We start from the raw sequence: 15663 nt of genomic DNA on the forward strand, positions 1-15663 counted from the left end.
GTGAGGCGAAGGGCGAGAAAGGATAGGATGGTGTAGGAACGTGTCCTATGATGACAGGCTAAAAGAACTGGGACTCATCCTACCGGCTCCACCAAAGCCAGTGGCGAATTACGTGCCTGTTATCAGGGTTGGTGATCTCCTGTTCCTGTCGGGAGTGCTCCCTTCGCGCGATGGCCAGCTTGTGATGACCGGCAAGCTCGGAGAGAATCTCACAGTCCAACAGGGGGTTGAGGCAGCGAGGGTGGCGGTGCTGAATGGCTTGAGTATCATCCGGAGCGAAGCCGGATTGCTGGATCGGGTCAAGCGGATCGTCAAAATGGTCGGCTATATCGCCTCGGCTCCCGGCTTTACCGATCAACCGCAAGTTCTCAACGGCGCATCTGATCTGCTCGTTTCCCTGTTCGGAGAAGCAGGCCGGCATGCACGGGTAGCCGTCGGTGCTGCGGAGTTGCCACGCATGGCTCCCGTCGAAATCGAATTGATCGTGGAGCTGTATTCGTCATAAGTTACCCACCACCTAGGGAAAGCCCTAGTTTCCACCCTCAGGGGTTTACCTAGACTACGGCACGCGGTAAACTGCCTTTTTCTGCGCTGCTTCTCTTGAGTCCAAGGACTTCTCCATGCATGAGGTCAAGATCACTCTCCTCCTTCCGAAGCTTTTGTTCCTGATTCAGAACAATTTGATCGTCCGGAGACGATATCAGCAATGAAGCGAGAAACGCCGAAGCCAATCCCTCCCAGTGGTGTGATCTACGACGTATGAATCAGGAGACTTGGAACTCCGTAGATGAATTGCACCAGACCGGCTTGTCCTACGATTGGTATTATCGGACTTCCAAGTGGCTTGCCGCGACGGTCGCACTCATCGTTGTGCTGGTTCTCGTGGGCTGGACGTTTCATATCAACCGACTCACCCGCTTGTCTCCCGACTTCACCGCGATGAAAGTCACCACGGCCATTGGTTTGCTGTTCTTGGCCGGCGCCCTTCTGTTGCTCAACCAGCAGATCATCCGTCCGGACTCAAGCGGTACGCGCGTTCGGAACGGTGTCGTGTTTGTATTGGCAACGATGGCAGGCCTGCTTGGGCTTGGCACCTTGCTCGGATATGCCATACCTGAGGCTGTTCGTTTTGCCGTGCGCGACAGCGTGCTCGGCATCGCGCTCGAAGATCAGACTTGCATCTTTGATGAATTTGTCCAACTCCGTCATCCCCTGCAACAGCGGATTGGTGGACAGGGTCTGGGCTTAGCGCTGTGCAAACGGCTTGCCGATGTCCTCGGCGCCATCATTTGGGTCTTGAGAGGCTGATATGACCCAGTCCACCGCCGAATCCCATTACCCGACCATTCTCGTTGTCGACGATAATCCGGCCGCCCTGTACGTGAAGAGTCGACTGCTCGGCCGGCAGGGTTACCGAATCATTGAAGCGAACAACGGCGCCGATGCGCTCGCTGTCGCCACCGCAGAACGGCCGGCTCTCATCCTGCTCGACGTCAACCTATCGGACATCAGCGGCTTCGATGTCTGTCAGCGGCTTAAGAATCAGCCTGAGACGAAGTTCATCAAAATACTGCAGACCTCCGCCGCCCGCGTCAACGCACCGGATCGAGTGAGAAGCCTGGAAGTCGGCGCGGATGCCTATCTGGTCGAACCGGCGGAAGAAGAGGAATTGATCGGCACTGTGCGGGCCTTGCTCGATCTGGCCCAGCACGAGCGGGACAATCAGCGGCTTATCGCACGTCTCACCGAGAGCGAAGTGCGCTATCGGTCTCTCATCGAGCGAATGCCGGCGGCTATGTACACGATCGATCGAGACGGGCGCATTACGTTTTACAACGATCAAGCGGCCGAATTGTGGGGTCGCAGGCCGAACTTGGACGACAGCAAAAGTCGGTTTTGTGGGTCGCACAAACTGCTTTGGCCGGACGGGACCGCGCTGCCGCATGACAAGACGCCCATGGTCGACGCGGTGCAGGATGGCACAGCACTGCATGGTCAGGAAGTCATTGTCGAACGCGCCGATGGCACAAGGCGCCACGTGATCGTCCATATCGATCCGCTGCGAAATGCCGAAGGACACATCGTCGGCGCGGTCAACTTGTTCACGGATATTACCGCCCGCAAGCAGGTGGAAGACGCGCTGCGTTCGAGCGACGAACGGTTCCGCATGCTGGCCGAAGCGATGCCGCACTTCGTGTGGCAGATCAATAAGCAAGGCGAGACGGAGTTCGCAAATCAACGGTGGTACGACTATACGGGGCTGACGTATGAGACAACGAGACACGGCGGCTGGCTTACAGTCCAACACCCCGATGATGCGCCAAGATTGGCCGAAGCATGGAAGAAAGCCGTTGAGACGGGCGACGAGTACGATGTCGAAACACGATTTCGCCATGCTGTCGACGGGACCTATCGATGGTTTCGTGTAAGAGGGGCTCCGGTGCGGGATGCTGAACGTCGTATTCAGTCATGGGTGGGGACCTGCACTGATATCCATGATCGCAGAGAAGCAGAGCTGGCCCTACGCGAGAGCGAGGAGCGCTACCGTGCTACTTTTGCCAATGCGCCTGTCGGCATCTCCCACATCGGACTGGACGGTCGATGGTTACGGTTCAACGATTCCTTATGCACGATCACCGGCTATTTCCCCGAGGAATTGCTCACCATGACCTTCGCGGATATCACCTATCCCGGCGATCTCAAGGCAGAGTGGGCGCAAATACGTCGCGCGCTGGCGGGTGGGATTGATACCTATTCAATGGAAAAGCGCTACGTACGAAAAGATGGTTCGCTCATCTGGGTTCATAAGACGGTATCGCTCCTCCGAGATGCGCATCAAAGGCCGCTCCATTTCATTTCCGTCATTGAGGATATCGATGATCGGAAGCAGGCGGAGGAAGCGCTGCGCAAGGCGCAATCGCGCTTGCAACGCTGGAACGTGGAGCTCGAACAGGCGGTGAACATGAAAACGGCTGAATTGCGGCAGTCGCAGGACCGCCTGCGCGCGCTGACGAGCGAGTTGAACCTGGCGGAGCAGCGCGAACGGCAACGCTTGGCCACCGAACTGCACGACCATCTGCAGCAGATGTTGGTCGTCGGTAAGTTGACGATCGGGCAGGGCAAGCGGAGCGCAAGCGGCGTGCCCGCTTGTGAAAGCGTCTTGAAGAAGGTCGATGATATCTTGTCCGATGCGTTGACCTATAGCCGGACGTTGGTGGCGGAGCTCAGCCCGCCGGTCCTGCGTGATCATGGCTTGGCCGCCAGTCTCAAGTGGCTCGGCGAGTACATGACAAAAAAACATGAGCAAACCGTGACCGTCGTCGTGCCGGAGGATCAAGATCTTGACCTGCCGGAGGATCAACGTTTGTTGCTCTTTCAATCGGTGCGTGAGCTTCTGATCAATTCGGCCAAGCATGCTGGAACAGGACGAGCCGCTCTCACGATGGAACAGCGAGCGGACCATCTCTGCATCACCGTGAAGGACGAGGGGACAGGATTCGATCTTGCGGCTGCAGCGGCGGTGGGAGCGCCTAGTGACGAGATGTCGTCCAAGTTTGGTTTATATAGCATACAGGAACGGATGCGGGCATTGGGCGGCTCCTTCACCATTGACTCCGTTCCGGGGCACGGGACCATGGCGACGCTGATCTTGCCGCTGGTCAAAAGCGTGGGGGACAACCAGTCGCCTCCTCCAGTCACTGAACCCGAGGAGGTCTGTGCAAGGGTTCATGCCGATGGGGCCGCTGGCCTCGCGAAAGGACGGATGACGGTACCGGTGCTGCTCGTGGACGATCACGCGATGGTGCGGCAAGGACTGCGATCGGTGTTGGATGCCTATGCAGATATTCAGGTCGTCGGAGAGGCCCGCGATGGCGTGGAGGCGGTGAAATTGGTCGAGAAGCTCCGACCTCGAGCGGTGATCATGGACATCAACCTGCCGAAGATGAATGGGATCGAAGCCACGACGCAGATCAAAACCAAATGGCCGGAGACCACCGTCATCGGCATTTCCGTGAACATCGGGGACGACAACAGCGACGCGATGTACCAAGCCGGAGCGGCCACGCTGCTCACCAAAGATGCAGCGGTGGAGCAACTCCACGATACGATCGTTCAGGCTGTCGGTTCACAAGACACGCAAAGAGGTCCGGTGATTCGGCGATAGATTTCATGCGGCTCTGTGTGTGGGTGATATCTTGAAGTCCTGCTTCGTCCAGAGGATCGATTGAACGAACAAAGCTGATGCCCCATCCGATTGTCCGTTCCCTCCTTGACTCCCGAAAAAATGGCTTGTTAAAGTCGGGCATATTGTGTTGTGAATCTCCGGTATGTCTTTTCCCTTCTCCGATAGGCTGTCGATGAAACAAATCTCTATCTTGATCGCAGTCCTTCTTTGGGTGGTGTGTTTTGCAAATATCTTTCTTGCACAAGCCGGCCAGGGATCAATCGAATTGTCTTCTCGGGCATCTACTCCCGGCGCAACCTTAGTCCTGAACGGGAAAGGGTTTGGAACCTTTAAGTCGACCCGGTTCAACCGAGTGACTGTCAACGGGGTGTCGGCGTTAGTGCAGCGGTGGGAAGCAGAGGTCATCGAGGTCAAGGTTCCCTTCAAGGCGACCAGCGGCCCAGTCGAAGTATTCATGGGAAAGAAGAAGAGGTCCGCTGGACCATTGATCATCATGGCTCCACAGATATCGGCTCTCACGCCTACGGAAGCCGAGCGCGGTGCCACGCTCCAGATCACTGGTCGGAATTTCGGCCTCTCGGCGGGTGCTCGCGATCCGAACACGATGTTCGGTGTCAATGACGTAGTGGTCGGCGGGGTCGTAGTGCGCCCCACGCGATGGAAAGACGACAAAATTGAGCTCGAAATTCCGCCGAACGCGGTGAGCGGCGATGTGGTGGTTCGACTGGCCTCCTCTGATCCACTACCGGACGGATCATGCTGTGCGCCGGTCGAGTACGTGGTGAGCAATGCTGTTCCGTTGAAACTGATCCCATCGATTCGAGTAGATCCGCTCAGTGGGCCTGTCGGTACCAAAGTGGTCTTGTTCGGCCAGGGGTTTGGGAATGCCAAAGAACTGATGGATGATGCCGTACTGATCGGAGGGCGGCCGGTGACCATCGCCCAATGGAAAGACGATGTCATCGTTTTCCATGTCCCGCTCGATGCGGAATCTGGTCCGCTTGTGCTGAAACGTCAAGGGCGGGAACGGGTGCTTGGACAGTTTACGGTCCATGTTCCCCGCGTCATTTCCATGAGTCCCGCCAGCGCCCCCATCGGGACGTTGCTGCGTATTAACGGCGAGCACTTTGGGTTTTACTCAGAGAGCGGATCGACTCCCTACAACTTCATGGATTTTAATACCGGTGAGAATCGCGTCGAAATCGGCGGGGTGCCGGCAGTGATCTACCGCTGGAACGACGATCGCATCGACGTCTGGGTGCCGTTCAGCGCAAAAACCGGCAAGGTCGTTATTTACCGGGGTGCCAACCGTCCGAACATAGGAGGACTCTGTTGTGCCGAGCGAGGAACTCAAGCCATTGAGGCCGGGGACTTCGCGCTCGTCACGCCGGCCATCGAGTCGTATGAACCGCATACCGCCGGGCTGGACGCTACGGTGACGATCAAAGGTCGAGGGTTCGGAACATTTCTCAAGACTGCCGAACATGCAGACCTTGGATTGAACCAGAAATCCTACAAGCGCCGAACGGACCTCGAAATCAACGAACCAGGCGAACACGCGACTGTCGTCTCGAATGTGTCACGAACCGAAGTCCTGTTCAACGGCACAGCCGCACTGGTTCAGTCATGGTCCGATGAAGAAATTGTGGTCACCGTACCGCATCGCAATCTCTACGGGATCGGAAAGAAGGGGGAGTTTTTTGATAACCTGGCGACCGGACCGTTAGTCGTTCGCCGAGGATCATGGGACCTGCTTCCCGATGGAACGTGTTGTTCGCCGAAGAAGTGGGTCACGATTGAAGCCGGACCATTCACCATCGAAGCAAAAGGACTTCCTGTTCCCGACCCAGATTTCTGGAATTACTACATGCCCGACGCGAGTCCCGCTCAATAATGGTGGATTGGCTTCATCTGGTCGGCCTTAGGCGAAGGAACGTGTTCGCGTCACTCTTCGTTCTCCTCGGTATTCTTCTAGCGATCCCTCAATCGGGTGGGAGTACAGATTCCAACCTTTTCATCACCACTCAGGCAAGCAGCACAAAATCAACGTTGATGAGCATTCAGTTTCGTACGTTCCAGAATGGGTGGGTGGTAGGAGCAGGAGGAACAATACTGAAGACCACCGATGGCGGCAAGAAGTGGAGGCGGGTCACGAGCGGAACCTCTGCCCTATTGACGTCTGTGTTCTTTGCTGACTCATCGAAAGGCTGGGTGACGGGAGCCGGAGGATTTTTGAGCCGTACGGCGAACGGGGGAGAATCTTGGTTTCCACAATCGCTGGATACTCAGCAACCGCTCTACGGAGTCCATTTCACAGATCCAACTGTCGGATGGGTGGTCGGGGGAGGCGGCACGATCTTTCATACTACCGATGGCGGCCAGCATTGGATGGAACAGGTGAGCGGCACAACGGCCACGCTTTATGCGGTGCACTTCCTCAATGACCAGAAGGGCACGATCGTCGGCGCGCTGGGCACTGTCCTTTCGACAAAGGATGGAGGAGCGACCTGGACGCCGCAAGAAACGCAGAACGCGGTGACCCTGTTCGACGTGTTTTTCACCGATTCCACGACCGGCTGGGCGGTCGGCAATGCGGGCGCCTTGTTTCAGACGACGGACGGTGGAGTCAAATGGATTGACCAGACTCTGCCGTGCGGCAAGACCTGTACAAAGATCATCGATCTCTTAAAGGTTCGATTTGCAAATCAGCAAGAAGGCTGGATTGTCGGCGAACGCGGGATGTTGTATCGGACGACCGATGGAGGCCTCACCTGGAGCGAAGGGAAATCGGTCGCTCCATCCTCGCTATTCGGTCTCACTTTTCCCGATACCACCCATGGCTGGGCCAGCGGCGAAAACGGGGCTATCGTTCATCTACAACCAGGCCGCTGATATCACGATAATATGACAGAATGAGGACGCCATGACCATCACACCCATTCAATCAAAGCGCGATTACGAGCGCGCAGAAACGAATCGAAGCTCTTTATGGATGCGGAGTTTGGAACAGAGGTCGGCGATGATCGAGACGTGTTCACAACACTCCTCGAAGCGTATGAAGAGCAGCACTATGCCATCTGTCCGCCCGATCCGATCGAGGCCATCGGGTTTCGGATGGATCAACTTGGTATGACACGCAAGAATCTCGAAACCCTGCTTGGTGGATGAGGGCGCGTTTCGGAGATCCTGATCAAGAAGCGGAACCTCTCGCTTGAAATGATTCGCCGTCTGCATCGCACCCTGCACATCCCGCTAGAGAGTCTCATCGGTACGGCTGCGTGAAATACTGCAACGGTAGCATTCCGGACATTTCAGTCAGCCCGTTTCCGTAAAAGACTGCTGGTGCTTATTCACTCCGACAGAGCAGAACTGAGAATATTCGATGTCCTGCACTCGCCTCGGCCATCACATTCCAAGCCGCCTCCGGTCTGGCTATTCCCTTCAACACCGCCGACCTCAGGTAGCGTAAGGTAGCAAAATCGAGCTTGATTAACATGATTGGGGGTGAATAAGTCTGACTTGAAAAGACTCCCGACCCCGTCCTATTCTCCTAAACGTGTGAGAATTGTTTCTCCGCCACGAATCGAATTATCTCCGCTGCGCCGGACTCGATTGCCAGCCGCGGGCCTACGTCGTGATCAAACCGGCAGCCCGAAACCAGTCCAAGGCTTCTGCCACAGCGGCGCCGCAGTCACGCATGGGTTCCAGTCTCAATTCCCGCGCCGACTGACGTCCATCGAAGCGAAAGTGCCTCTGCGTCAGTCGAACCCCCGTGACCGTTGCCATGGGCACAGCTGCGGTGAAGTGGCGGCAAACCCATTCTTCGAGATGAGCAAAGGCGAGGGCAAGCGCGTAAGGAACTCGCCATCGGGGCGCCGGCCGACTACTCAGCTTGCCCAATAAACGCAAAAGGTCACGGATGCTCCAGTCTTCAGCGGCCAGCAGATAGCGACGGCCAATCTCGCCGCGCTCGGCGGCAGCCCAGATTCCGGCGGCGGCATCGCGAACGTCGATGAGATTGAGACCGCCGTCCAGATGGCCTTTGACCCGACCGTTGCAAAAATCACAGATCAAGCGGGATGGTGGCCCCAGGTTAACGTCGCCGGGACCAACAGCGATGGTGGGCCGAACAATCACCACCGGCTGTCCGGCTTCCACGGCTTCCTGGGCAGCCTGTTCGGCGAGCCACTTGCTGCGACAGTAAGGCCCGATCATGTCGCTCAGTGAGGTCTGGGTTTCTTCTGTGATCATTTCCTGACCATACGCCGCCGCGAGAATCGATTCCGTGGAGACGTGGACGATGCGGCGTGCGCCGGCGCTCCGGGCGGCTTCGAGCACATGGCGCGTCCCTTGGTGGTTGACTTGCTCGAAGTCATCAGGGTTGCGCGCCCACAGGTTGGGATTGGCCGCCAAGTGCAGCACAACGTCACAGTCGCCCGTCGCCCGCGCCACGGCCGCTCCATCACGGATGTCGGCGAAGACTATCTCGATCTGGTCTTGCGGCAAGTGCGAGACCGCCGATCCCGGCTTCTCGAGCACACGCACCGCATGATTCGCAGCGACGAGCTGCCGCACCAGGTGCGAGCCGATGAATCCAGCGCCGCCCGTGACTAGGACCTTGCGTGGCTTCATAGGATCAGCTCGTCCAACCTCTGCAGAGCTGGTTGGAGCGGTCCTTCTTCCATCCGTTTGAGCAGCGCGTAGGCGCGACGATTTAAGGGACAGGGACGATCACCCGCCAGGTGCAGAAGATGGCCGTTGTAGTTGTCGATCTCGGTGCGACCTTTGGGGACGTCCCCCGACATAGAACAATACGTGTTGCGCAAGCTCACAGAAAACGGCCATGCGAGCGCCCAGGCGAGCCCTTGCCAGCGCAGGATACGGTCGACTACGTCGGGGTGAAATGGTCCGATCTTTCCCAAAGGCACCTGGGCATCTTTTAGGATCCGGTAATTCTCGCGCAACATGGCGAAGAACAGCTGCCGCGCCCTGCGATTGATCAGCAGCTGGCCGTTATCAAGTCCCGCAGCCGCCGCGAGCGGGCTGATGGCGGAGTTATACATCAATTTTGCATACTTGTAGGGCAGGATCTCTACGACCTTTCGGACCCGAAAACGGCCGTGTCGCCGCAGTACTTCGATCAGGGATTCCACAGAGGGAGATTCGCGGCGGTGTTCGCTCAAGGCAGTGTGCCCAATATGCAGACTCCCCCCTCGGGTGATTCGCGTGTGCGTTTTTTGAGGAAAACACTCGGAGACGAACGAGGCGATGCCTTCGATATGACTGCGCTCGATCAGGTCGGGATCAAAGCCGTTCTGAACTGGAATGACGGTAACTGTCGGGGACAGTCGATTCAGCACCACCTTGTTGTCATAGCATTTCGTACAAAGAAGGATAACGCCCTCTTCCGGAGGCTGCCACTCTGCAAAATGGACGAACTTTGCCGGAAGCAAGGGATGCCCATCAAGACCCACGCCACGAGAACGCCCCCAGCGCACCTTGGCTGGGTCGGCCTCGACAAAGATCACATCGATCCCGCCCGCGCGCAAAGCGTAGCCCAAGGCACATCCGATGCCGCCCGCTCCCACCACGAAGACTGCGTTCGAAAGATGATCGGCCATTTCAATTTTTAAGTATAAGGCCTCTTTATCACTTGCCCGCAGCAAGCAGTGGGGAATATAAAGTCAAATCAATCAAAGATCAATCGCTTGGCTCATTTGGCGGGCACGACCAAGACCGGACAGTGGCTAGAAACGGGGCCGCCCATCTCAAAGGCTCGGGTCAAAAGGACACGGCCCATCGTTCCCCCCCATTCTGCGAACGAGGCGAGGTAGTAGAAGTCATTTCAAACCACTTCTTTGGTGTAGAATCCTCGCCATGCTCACCCTCCATGAAAGGAGGCTTCATGGCGTGGCACCATCTGACCGATGTCCAGTGGGGTGTATCGAGACATGTCTCGCAAGGAGGTCTGTTCATGTGGCTCAAGACGCCTGCCAGCGCCGGCTTCTCTCTTCTGGTGTTCTGCACGGTGATGGTTCTGCCTCTGGACATCAGGGGTGAGACGCCAGGGCCCGCCCCAGTCATAGCACGCTTCAACGGGGCACTGATCGAAGCCATGAGGGGTGGGAAGGCGTTGGGGTTCAGCGGCCGCTATCGACTGCTTGAGCCGGTCGTGACCGAGACCTTCTTGCCTCCGTACATGGCGAGCGTCTCTGTCGGCCGACACTGGAAGACGCTCACGGAGGAGCAGCAGCGGCAGTTTGAAACAATCTATGCCGAATGGTTGATTGCGAACTATGCGAAGAATTTTCACGCCTACGCAGGAGAGCGCTTTGAGATCACGACACAGTCCCAGACGGCAGGCGGCGCTGCGGTCCTGAGCACACTTCTGAACGCGCAAGGCAAAGCAACCGAGTTCGACTACCGTCTGCGACTGACGGAGGATGCCTGGCACATTGTGGACATACGCATTTCGGGCGTGAGTCAGCTGGCCAATACGCGCGCGCAATTTGTGAGCGTCCTGGATAAAAATGGCTTTGACGAGCTCGTGGCGTCGCTCAAACGAAAGATTCGGGAGTTCTCCCGGAGCGATGGCCAATGAGCCAAGGCCCACGGACTGACTGAGAGAAGCTGAAGGGCCAACACTTACACCGACCCGCATCACCCATGTTCACCGAGCCTCCCCTGACCCGCACACAGCGCCTGCTGAGAGCCTGGGTGCTCCTCATTCAGCATCATGCCGGCGCCGTGCTCGTGGGCACTGTCCTGCTGACGCTTGGGACCCTCTATTACTCCGCCGTCAATTTCAAGCTCAACGCCGACATCCATGCCATGATGTCCGACAAGCTGTCCTACCGCGGATGGTACAAGGAGTTCGCCAAGGCCTTTCCACAACAGAGCGACACCGTCGTCGTGGTCATCGACGGCATCACCACGGAACAGGCAGCGGCAGCACGGAAAGCTCTAGCCGAGCGACTGAGGAACGAACAGGCGCTCTTCGCCGACGTCTATGAACCAGGGGCCGGCGCGTTCTTTCAACAGAACGGCCTCCTGTACCTGAACACCGAAGAACTGGAGAGACTCGGAGACCGACTCTCGGCAGCCCAACCCCTTCTGGCGCTGCTCTCCAAGGACCTCAGCCTCCGCGGGCTGTTCGAGGTCGTTGAAAAGGCCTTGGCGCAAGCAGATCTCAGTGAGGCCCAAGACCGCACCCTTGCCCTCCTCCTCGACGGGATGAGCCACGCCTTCGCCGGCGCGGTTCACGGAACGGTCTACCCGATGTCATGGGAGGGCCTGGCGTTCGGCACAGAGCAGACCGCGAGGCAATGCCGCCAGTTCATCATCCTGAAGCCACGAGTCGCGGAGGCATCTCTGTCTGCGGGAAGCGTCCCCCTCGAGACCATTCGCCGGGTTGCCGGGCAGTTCGGCTACAATCAGACCGGAACCGCGCGCGTGCGGATCACCGGAGATTTCGCCCTTGCGTACGAGAACCTCCTCGAAGTCCGCAACAGCACCGGCATTGCGACCGTCGCGTCGCTCCTGCTTGTGGCGCTGGTCCTGTCTGTGGGGCTCTACTTCTCAGGGCGCCTCATCGTTTGCAGCCTGGTCACATTGCTCACGGGGCTCATCTGGTCCACCGCATTCGCGCTTGCCACCGTGGGCAGTCTCAACATGATCTCCGTCACCTTCGCCGTGCTGTTCATCGGACTGGGCATCGACTACAGCATACAGTTCTGCCTCAGATATCGGGAGCTGCTGCTGCAAAGCGGCCATCAGCAGACTAGCCTCACGTCGACCGCCACCAGTGTCGGCAGAAGTCTCTTCTTCAGCGCTGCAACCACGGCCCTCGGCTTCTACGCCTTCGTTCCCACGGCCTATGCAGGCGTGGCTGAACTGGGCTTCATCTCAGGGTCGAGTATGTTCATCAGCTTCTTCGGAAACATCACCGTGTTGCCCGCTGTGCTGACCGTCCTCCCCGTGCAGGAGTGCCGGCGGGGGGACCCCTCCTGGCCCTGGCTCGTCGATCTGCCGTACCGGTATCCGCGCGGCATCGTCGCCGTCGGGGCACTGGGGGCGTTGGTCTCGCTCTTGGCCGTTCCACGAGTCTTCTTCGACTACAACCCCCTCAACCTCCACGACCAGTCATCAGAGTCTGTGAGAACTATGCAGGAACTCTTCTCTGTCTCGCGTTCCTCATTCTTTCGACGCTGCTCTTCCTCCCATCATTGATGGTGCTGCTCAACGTGCGGCTTGAGTAACGGGCATGAGCCGCCCGGATCAGCCGAGGACCGGCTGGTGAGGAACGGGTACGAGAGCTGTGTGATCTGAGTCACCGACCTGTCCGCTAGGGAACACTGGCCCTAGCGAACTCCCTAGGGAACGTGTTACACAATGGCCGTGATCAATGTCTGGTGCGTCAACAGTTCTCATTAATGGCTGAAGCTGAAGGAAAAGAAGTCGCCGTTCATCCTCTGGGACCCACCGTCCTCCCCCCGGCATGGGGCGGTCTGCCGGCATCCACCCGACAGCGCTGGACGGTGAGACGCTCCTTCCTCGTCCACACGATCAACGCGCTGAGCGGCATTGTCGGTCAGGCAGCATTGGCAAGCCTTGAGGAGGAGGAACTTATAACGGCGGCACGCCGCCGGGCCGGCCATGACGACTTTGGTGACGCCTCCTTTCGAGAACCCCTCCGCCGCCTCATTTCGGCTCTTCAGACGGAAGCCCATCTTCACCCTTTAGGGAGACTGGCCGCTCGTCGCGAACTGACCAGGCTCCTGGTCAACCGCTTGCGGCTGCAGGAAGATCGCAGGCGTCATCCCGGTATCGGTGAGCAGCACATTCGACGACCGATCATCATCACGGGCCTGCCCCGCACCGGGACGACGTTTCTCCATGGCCTGCTGGCGCTTGACCCAGCCAACCGGGTTCCACGCACCTGGGAAACCCTGTACCCCAGCCCGCCGCCGGAGGCAGAGACGTACCTCGTTGACCGGCGCATTACCCTGGTTGATCGTGAGATCCGCTGGTTCCATCGAATGGTTCAGGACTTCAACCGTATTCACCCCGTCGGTGCAGAGCTTCCCGAGGAATGTCTCGTGATCTTCAGCCATTCTTTCATGAGTTACCAGTTTGCATCGACCCACCGGCTGCCGTCCTATCTTGACTGGCTTGAATCTCAGGACCTCCGCCTCTCATACGAGATGCACCGTAGGATTCTGCAGCACTTGCAGTGGCGGTGTCCGGGGGAGCGTTGGGTGTTGAAGGCGCCGGCTCATATGTTCGATTTCGAGGCGATGTTCGAGGCCTACCCTGACGCCTGTGTCGTGATGACACACCGCGACCCCATAGAGGTGACCGCTTCCCACGCCAGTCTGACGGCAACCCTCAAATCTGCCTTCAGCGACAATGTTGATCCTGTTGAAGTGGGACGAGAGTGCAGTCGAAGATGGTCCGAAGCTCTCCGCAGGGCGCTGCGTTCGCGCGACCGTGGCTGCGTTCCCTCGGAGCGCTTCCTCGATCTCTACTACACTGACTTGGTCGCTGACCCGGTGGCAGCTGTGGAACGAGTCTATGGACAGTTTGACCTGCCCTTGCCCGACGGACTTCGGGACAAGGTTCGGGAATTCGTGAACAGGAACCCAAGGAACCGTTTTGGGACACACCGGTATACCCTCCATGACTTTGGTTTGGATCTTCAGGAGGAAGAGAAGAAGTATGCCGCCTACCGGGAACGGTTTCGCTTGTGATGTCGGCCCGCCGGTCCGGGAGGCCCTTTGTTTTTGCGGACCGTAACTCGCCAGGATGGGCTGGAGATTCAATTCCTCCGCTAGATCAGCCAGAAAGTACGCCAGGTGATCCTCCGACAACAACCACAGCGTCTCAGGATCATAGGGGCGAAAGGTCCGAATCGTCATCACGCAGCCTCCTTGCTTCTCCCGACGTCGCAAGCTTTTACAGAAGTCGAAGGCCGCACACAAGTGTGCTAGGGCTAATGTCGGACAGGTTCCTAGCTCAGCCCGACTATTTTTCTGTTCATTTTTTGCTGGAGGAATTGTGCATGGTGAGCTAGGTCCAGTCGTGGTTCATGATGGATCGATCCCACCGAGACATTCTTCGTTGGGCAAAGTTGAGAAACCACGATGTGATATGGGCCTTGGTCACGGGAAGAGGAAGTCTTCTCAGCATAGACATTGGAGAGAAAAAACGACCGTACATCGTCCTGACGCGTTCATCGAGTTCCGATGCCGAACAGTTCTTCGGCCTGATTTCACAGGAGTTGCCGGGCCATCGATTCAGTTGCGTTTCGTCAATGAGGCGATGCTCTGTTCTGAACCGGTCATATAGAGGTGTTCCTTTGTGGGGACGGAGCGTATAAAAGTAGGCCACCGGGACTTTGTGATGTTCAAGGAACGCGAGCGTTGCGTCGAAGGCTTCCGGGCTCTCCTCGTCGTAGCCAAACACAAAATTCATGGAGTAGCTGATGCCCCGCTTACGCAGGTTGGAGATGATCTCCTCATATTGGTCCACCTTATTGAATTTCTTGTTCATGGCGGCCAGTACCTCACGGCTGATACTTTCCATGCCCATATTCACATGAAGCAACCCGCTCCTCTTGGCGAGATCCATGAACTCCTGATCTCGGCATAGGTACGCAGTCCACAGGGTTGACCAGCGGATCTTCAAGGGAACCAACGCTTCCATGAGCTCCATCGAATGGTCTTTTTTCCCAGCGAACATACTATCGGCGAAAAAGACGTTCTTGGCCTTGATGTGTCTGATCTCCTCGACGATCTCCTGAACCGGGCGAAACCGATAGCGCGTGCCCACATAAAAACGTTCTGAGCAGAACTCGCACTTGAAAGGACATCCTCTGGAAGTTTGGACCGAATAGGTGTGCAGCCATTGAGGTCCCCTGCCGTTCATCAACTCATATCGCGGCAGGGGTAACCCTTTGAGGTCATGTGGGGCACTCGCACGATAGACCTTTTTGAGTCTTCCTACCGCTGCATCGTGCAACATCATCGGCCAAATATCTTCACCCTCTCCGATTCCGACGGCATCACAGTGTTCGGCAGCTTCGTCGCTATGGAAAAAGGTGTGGGGACCTCCCATCATCACAGGAATACCCCTGTCTCTGAACTTACGCGCGATATCGTAGGCACGGAAGGAATTGATCGTCCACGCGGTAATGGCAACCACGTCTACCGAGGCATCAAAGTCGATGTCCATTACCTGTTCGTCGACCAATTCAACGCGCCAATCGCGGGGTGTCAGCGCCGCAAGATAAGGGAGGGTGAGGCCTGCGAGGGTTCGCCTCTTGGTCTTATAGAGGGAGAAATCCGACTTGTTTCGATAGTGGCTTGGCTGAACAATCAGGAGCTTATGCATACCCGGCCTCCTTACACCTTGGTGGTGCCTTCCTAAGACTGAATGGCGTGTAATCATCCGTAAATCGGCTACCCAATGTCAAGGCT

Annotated in this window: 12 protein-coding genes; 9 read left to right on the forward strand and 3 right to left on the reverse strand. The window is 57.4% G+C overall.

Annotation, left to right across the window (positions count from 1 at the left end):
* Window positions 1–40: 40 nt before the first annotated feature.
* The 6 genes from P0120_12925 (at window position 41) to P0120_12950 (ending at window position 7354) form a co-directional block, all read left to right on the forward strand.
* Window positions 41–505 carry a RidA family protein gene (locus P0120_12925; GenBank protein MDF0675223.1) on the forward strand — a complete coding sequence of 155 codons (465 nt, stop codon included), beginning with the start codon at window positions 41–43 and terminating at the stop codon, window positions 503–505.
* 254 nt (window positions 506–759) lie between these two features.
* Window positions 760–1308: an ATP-binding protein gene (locus P0120_12930; GenBank protein ID MDF0675224.1), complete on the forward strand. Its 549-nt coding sequence runs from the start codon at window positions 760–762 to the stop codon at window positions 1306–1308.
* Between the two features lies 1 nt (window position 1309).
* Window positions 1310–4165 carry a PAS domain S-box protein gene (locus P0120_12935; protein MDF0675225.1) on the forward strand — a complete coding sequence of 952 codons (2856 nt, stop codon included), beginning with the start codon at window positions 1310–1312 and terminating at the stop codon, window positions 4163–4165.
* Between the two features lie 193 nt (window positions 4166–4358).
* Window positions 4359–6080 (forward strand): IPT/TIG domain-containing protein, encoded by a 1722-nt coding sequence (locus tag P0120_12940; protein ID MDF0675226.1) that lies wholly within the window; start codon window positions 4359–4361, stop codon window positions 6078–6080.
* Window positions 6080–7078: a YCF48-related protein gene (locus P0120_12945; protein ID MDF0675227.1), complete on the forward strand. Its 999-nt coding sequence runs from the start codon at window positions 6080–6082 to the stop codon at window positions 7076–7078. Before P0120_12940 ends, P0120_12945 begins: the two co-directional genes overlap by 1 nt.
* 96 nt (window positions 7079–7174) lie before the next feature.
* Window positions 7175–7354, forward strand: a complete 180-nt coding sequence (locus P0120_12950) for a hypothetical protein (protein ID MDF0675228.1) — start codon at window positions 7175–7177, stop codon at window positions 7352–7354.
* Between the two features lie 459 nt (window positions 7355–7813).
* Here P0120_12950 and P0120_12955 read toward each other — a convergent pair whose 3' ends face one another.
* Window positions 7814–8818: an NAD-dependent epimerase/dehydratase family protein gene (locus P0120_12955; GenBank protein ID MDF0675229.1), complete on the reverse strand. Its 1005-nt coding sequence runs from the start codon at window positions 8816–8818 to the stop codon at window positions 7814–7816.
* Entirely contained in the window at window positions 8815–9807 is a 993-nt protein-coding gene (locus tag P0120_12960; protein ID MDF0675230.1) for a ketopantoate reductase C-terminal domain-containing protein, read from the reverse strand. Before P0120_12960 ends, P0120_12955 begins: the two co-directional genes overlap by 4 nt.
* Before the next feature lie 284 nt (window positions 9808–10091).
* Between P0120_12960 and P0120_12965 the strand changes: the two genes are divergently transcribed.
* The 3 genes from P0120_12965 to P0120_12975 all read left to right on the forward strand — a co-directional run bounded on the left by P0120_12965 (window position 10092) and on the right by P0120_12975 (window position 13935).
* On the forward strand, window positions 10092–10787 hold the full coding sequence (locus tag P0120_12965; GenBank protein MDF0675231.1) for an ABC transporter substrate-binding protein: 696 nt from the start codon (window positions 10092–10094) through the stop codon (window positions 10785–10787).
* 65 nt (window positions 10788–10852) lie between these two features.
* Window positions 10853–12415: an MMPL family transporter gene (locus tag P0120_12970; GenBank protein MDF0675232.1), complete on the forward strand. Its 1563-nt coding sequence runs from the start codon at window positions 10853–10855 to the stop codon at window positions 12413–12415.
* A gap of 203 nt (window positions 12416–12618) precedes the next feature.
* Window positions 12619–13935, forward strand: a complete 1317-nt coding sequence (locus tag P0120_12975) for a sulfotransferase (GenBank protein ID MDF0675233.1) — start codon at window positions 12619–12621, stop codon at window positions 13933–13935.
* Between the two features lie 319 nt (window positions 13936–14254).
* Here the strand turns inward: P0120_12975 and P0120_12980 are convergent, their stop codons facing one another.
* A complete protein-coding gene (locus P0120_12980) occupies window positions 14255–15577 on the reverse strand; it encodes a B12-binding domain-containing radical SAM protein (protein MDF0675234.1) in 1323 nt (440 codons plus the stop codon).
* Window positions 15578–15663: the final 86 nt, after the last annotated feature.

Origin of the sequence: Nitrospira sp. (assembly GCA_029194675.1) — a bacterium.
Taxonomy (GTDB): domain Bacteria; phylum Nitrospirota; class Nitrospiria; order Nitrospirales; family Nitrospiraceae; genus Nitrospira_D.

What these genes read in the sequence shown, in the direction of transcription:
- P0120_12965 (MDF0675231.1), top strand. Translation starts at nt 10,092, where the DNA reads ATGGCGTGGCACCATCTGACCGATGTCCAGTGGGGTGTATCGAGACAT.
- P0120_12955 (MDF0675229.1), bottom strand. Translation starts at nt 8,818, where the DNA reads ATGAAGCCACGCAAGGTCCTAGTCACGGGCGGCGCTGGATTCATCGGC.
- P0120_12960 (MDF0675230.1), bottom strand. Translation starts at nt 9,807, where the DNA reads ATGGCCGATCATCTTTCGAACGCAGTCTTCGTGGTGGGAGCGGGCGGC.
- P0120_12945 (MDF0675227.1), top strand. Translation starts at nt 6,080, where the DNA reads ATGGTGGATTGGCTTCATCTGGTCGGCCTTAGGCGAAGGAACGTGTTC.
- P0120_12950 (MDF0675228.1), top strand. Translation starts at nt 7,175, where the DNA reads ATGGATGCGGAGTTTGGAACAGAGGTCGGCGATGATCGAGACGTGTTC.
- P0120_12940 (MDF0675226.1), top strand. Translation starts at nt 4,359, where the DNA reads ATGAAACAAATCTCTATCTTGATCGCAGTCCTTCTTTGGGTGGTGTGT.
- P0120_12930 (MDF0675224.1), top strand. Translation starts at nt 760, where the DNA reads ATGAATCAGGAGACTTGGAACTCCGTAGATGAATTGCACCAGACCGGC.
- P0120_12970 (MDF0675232.1), top strand. Translation starts at nt 10,853, where the DNA reads ATGTTCACCGAGCCTCCCCTGACCCGCACACAGCGCCTGCTGAGAGCC.
- P0120_12935 (MDF0675225.1), top strand. Translation starts at nt 1,310, where the DNA reads ATGACCCAGTCCACCGCCGAATCCCATTACCCGACCATTCTCGTTGTC.
- P0120_12975 (MDF0675233.1), top strand. Translation starts at nt 12,619, where the DNA reads ATGGCTGAAGCTGAAGGAAAAGAAGTCGCCGTTCATCCTCTGGGACCC.
- P0120_12980 (MDF0675234.1), bottom strand. Translation starts at nt 15,577, where the DNA reads ATGCATAAGCTCCTGATTGTTCAGCCAAGCCACTATCGAAACAAGTCG.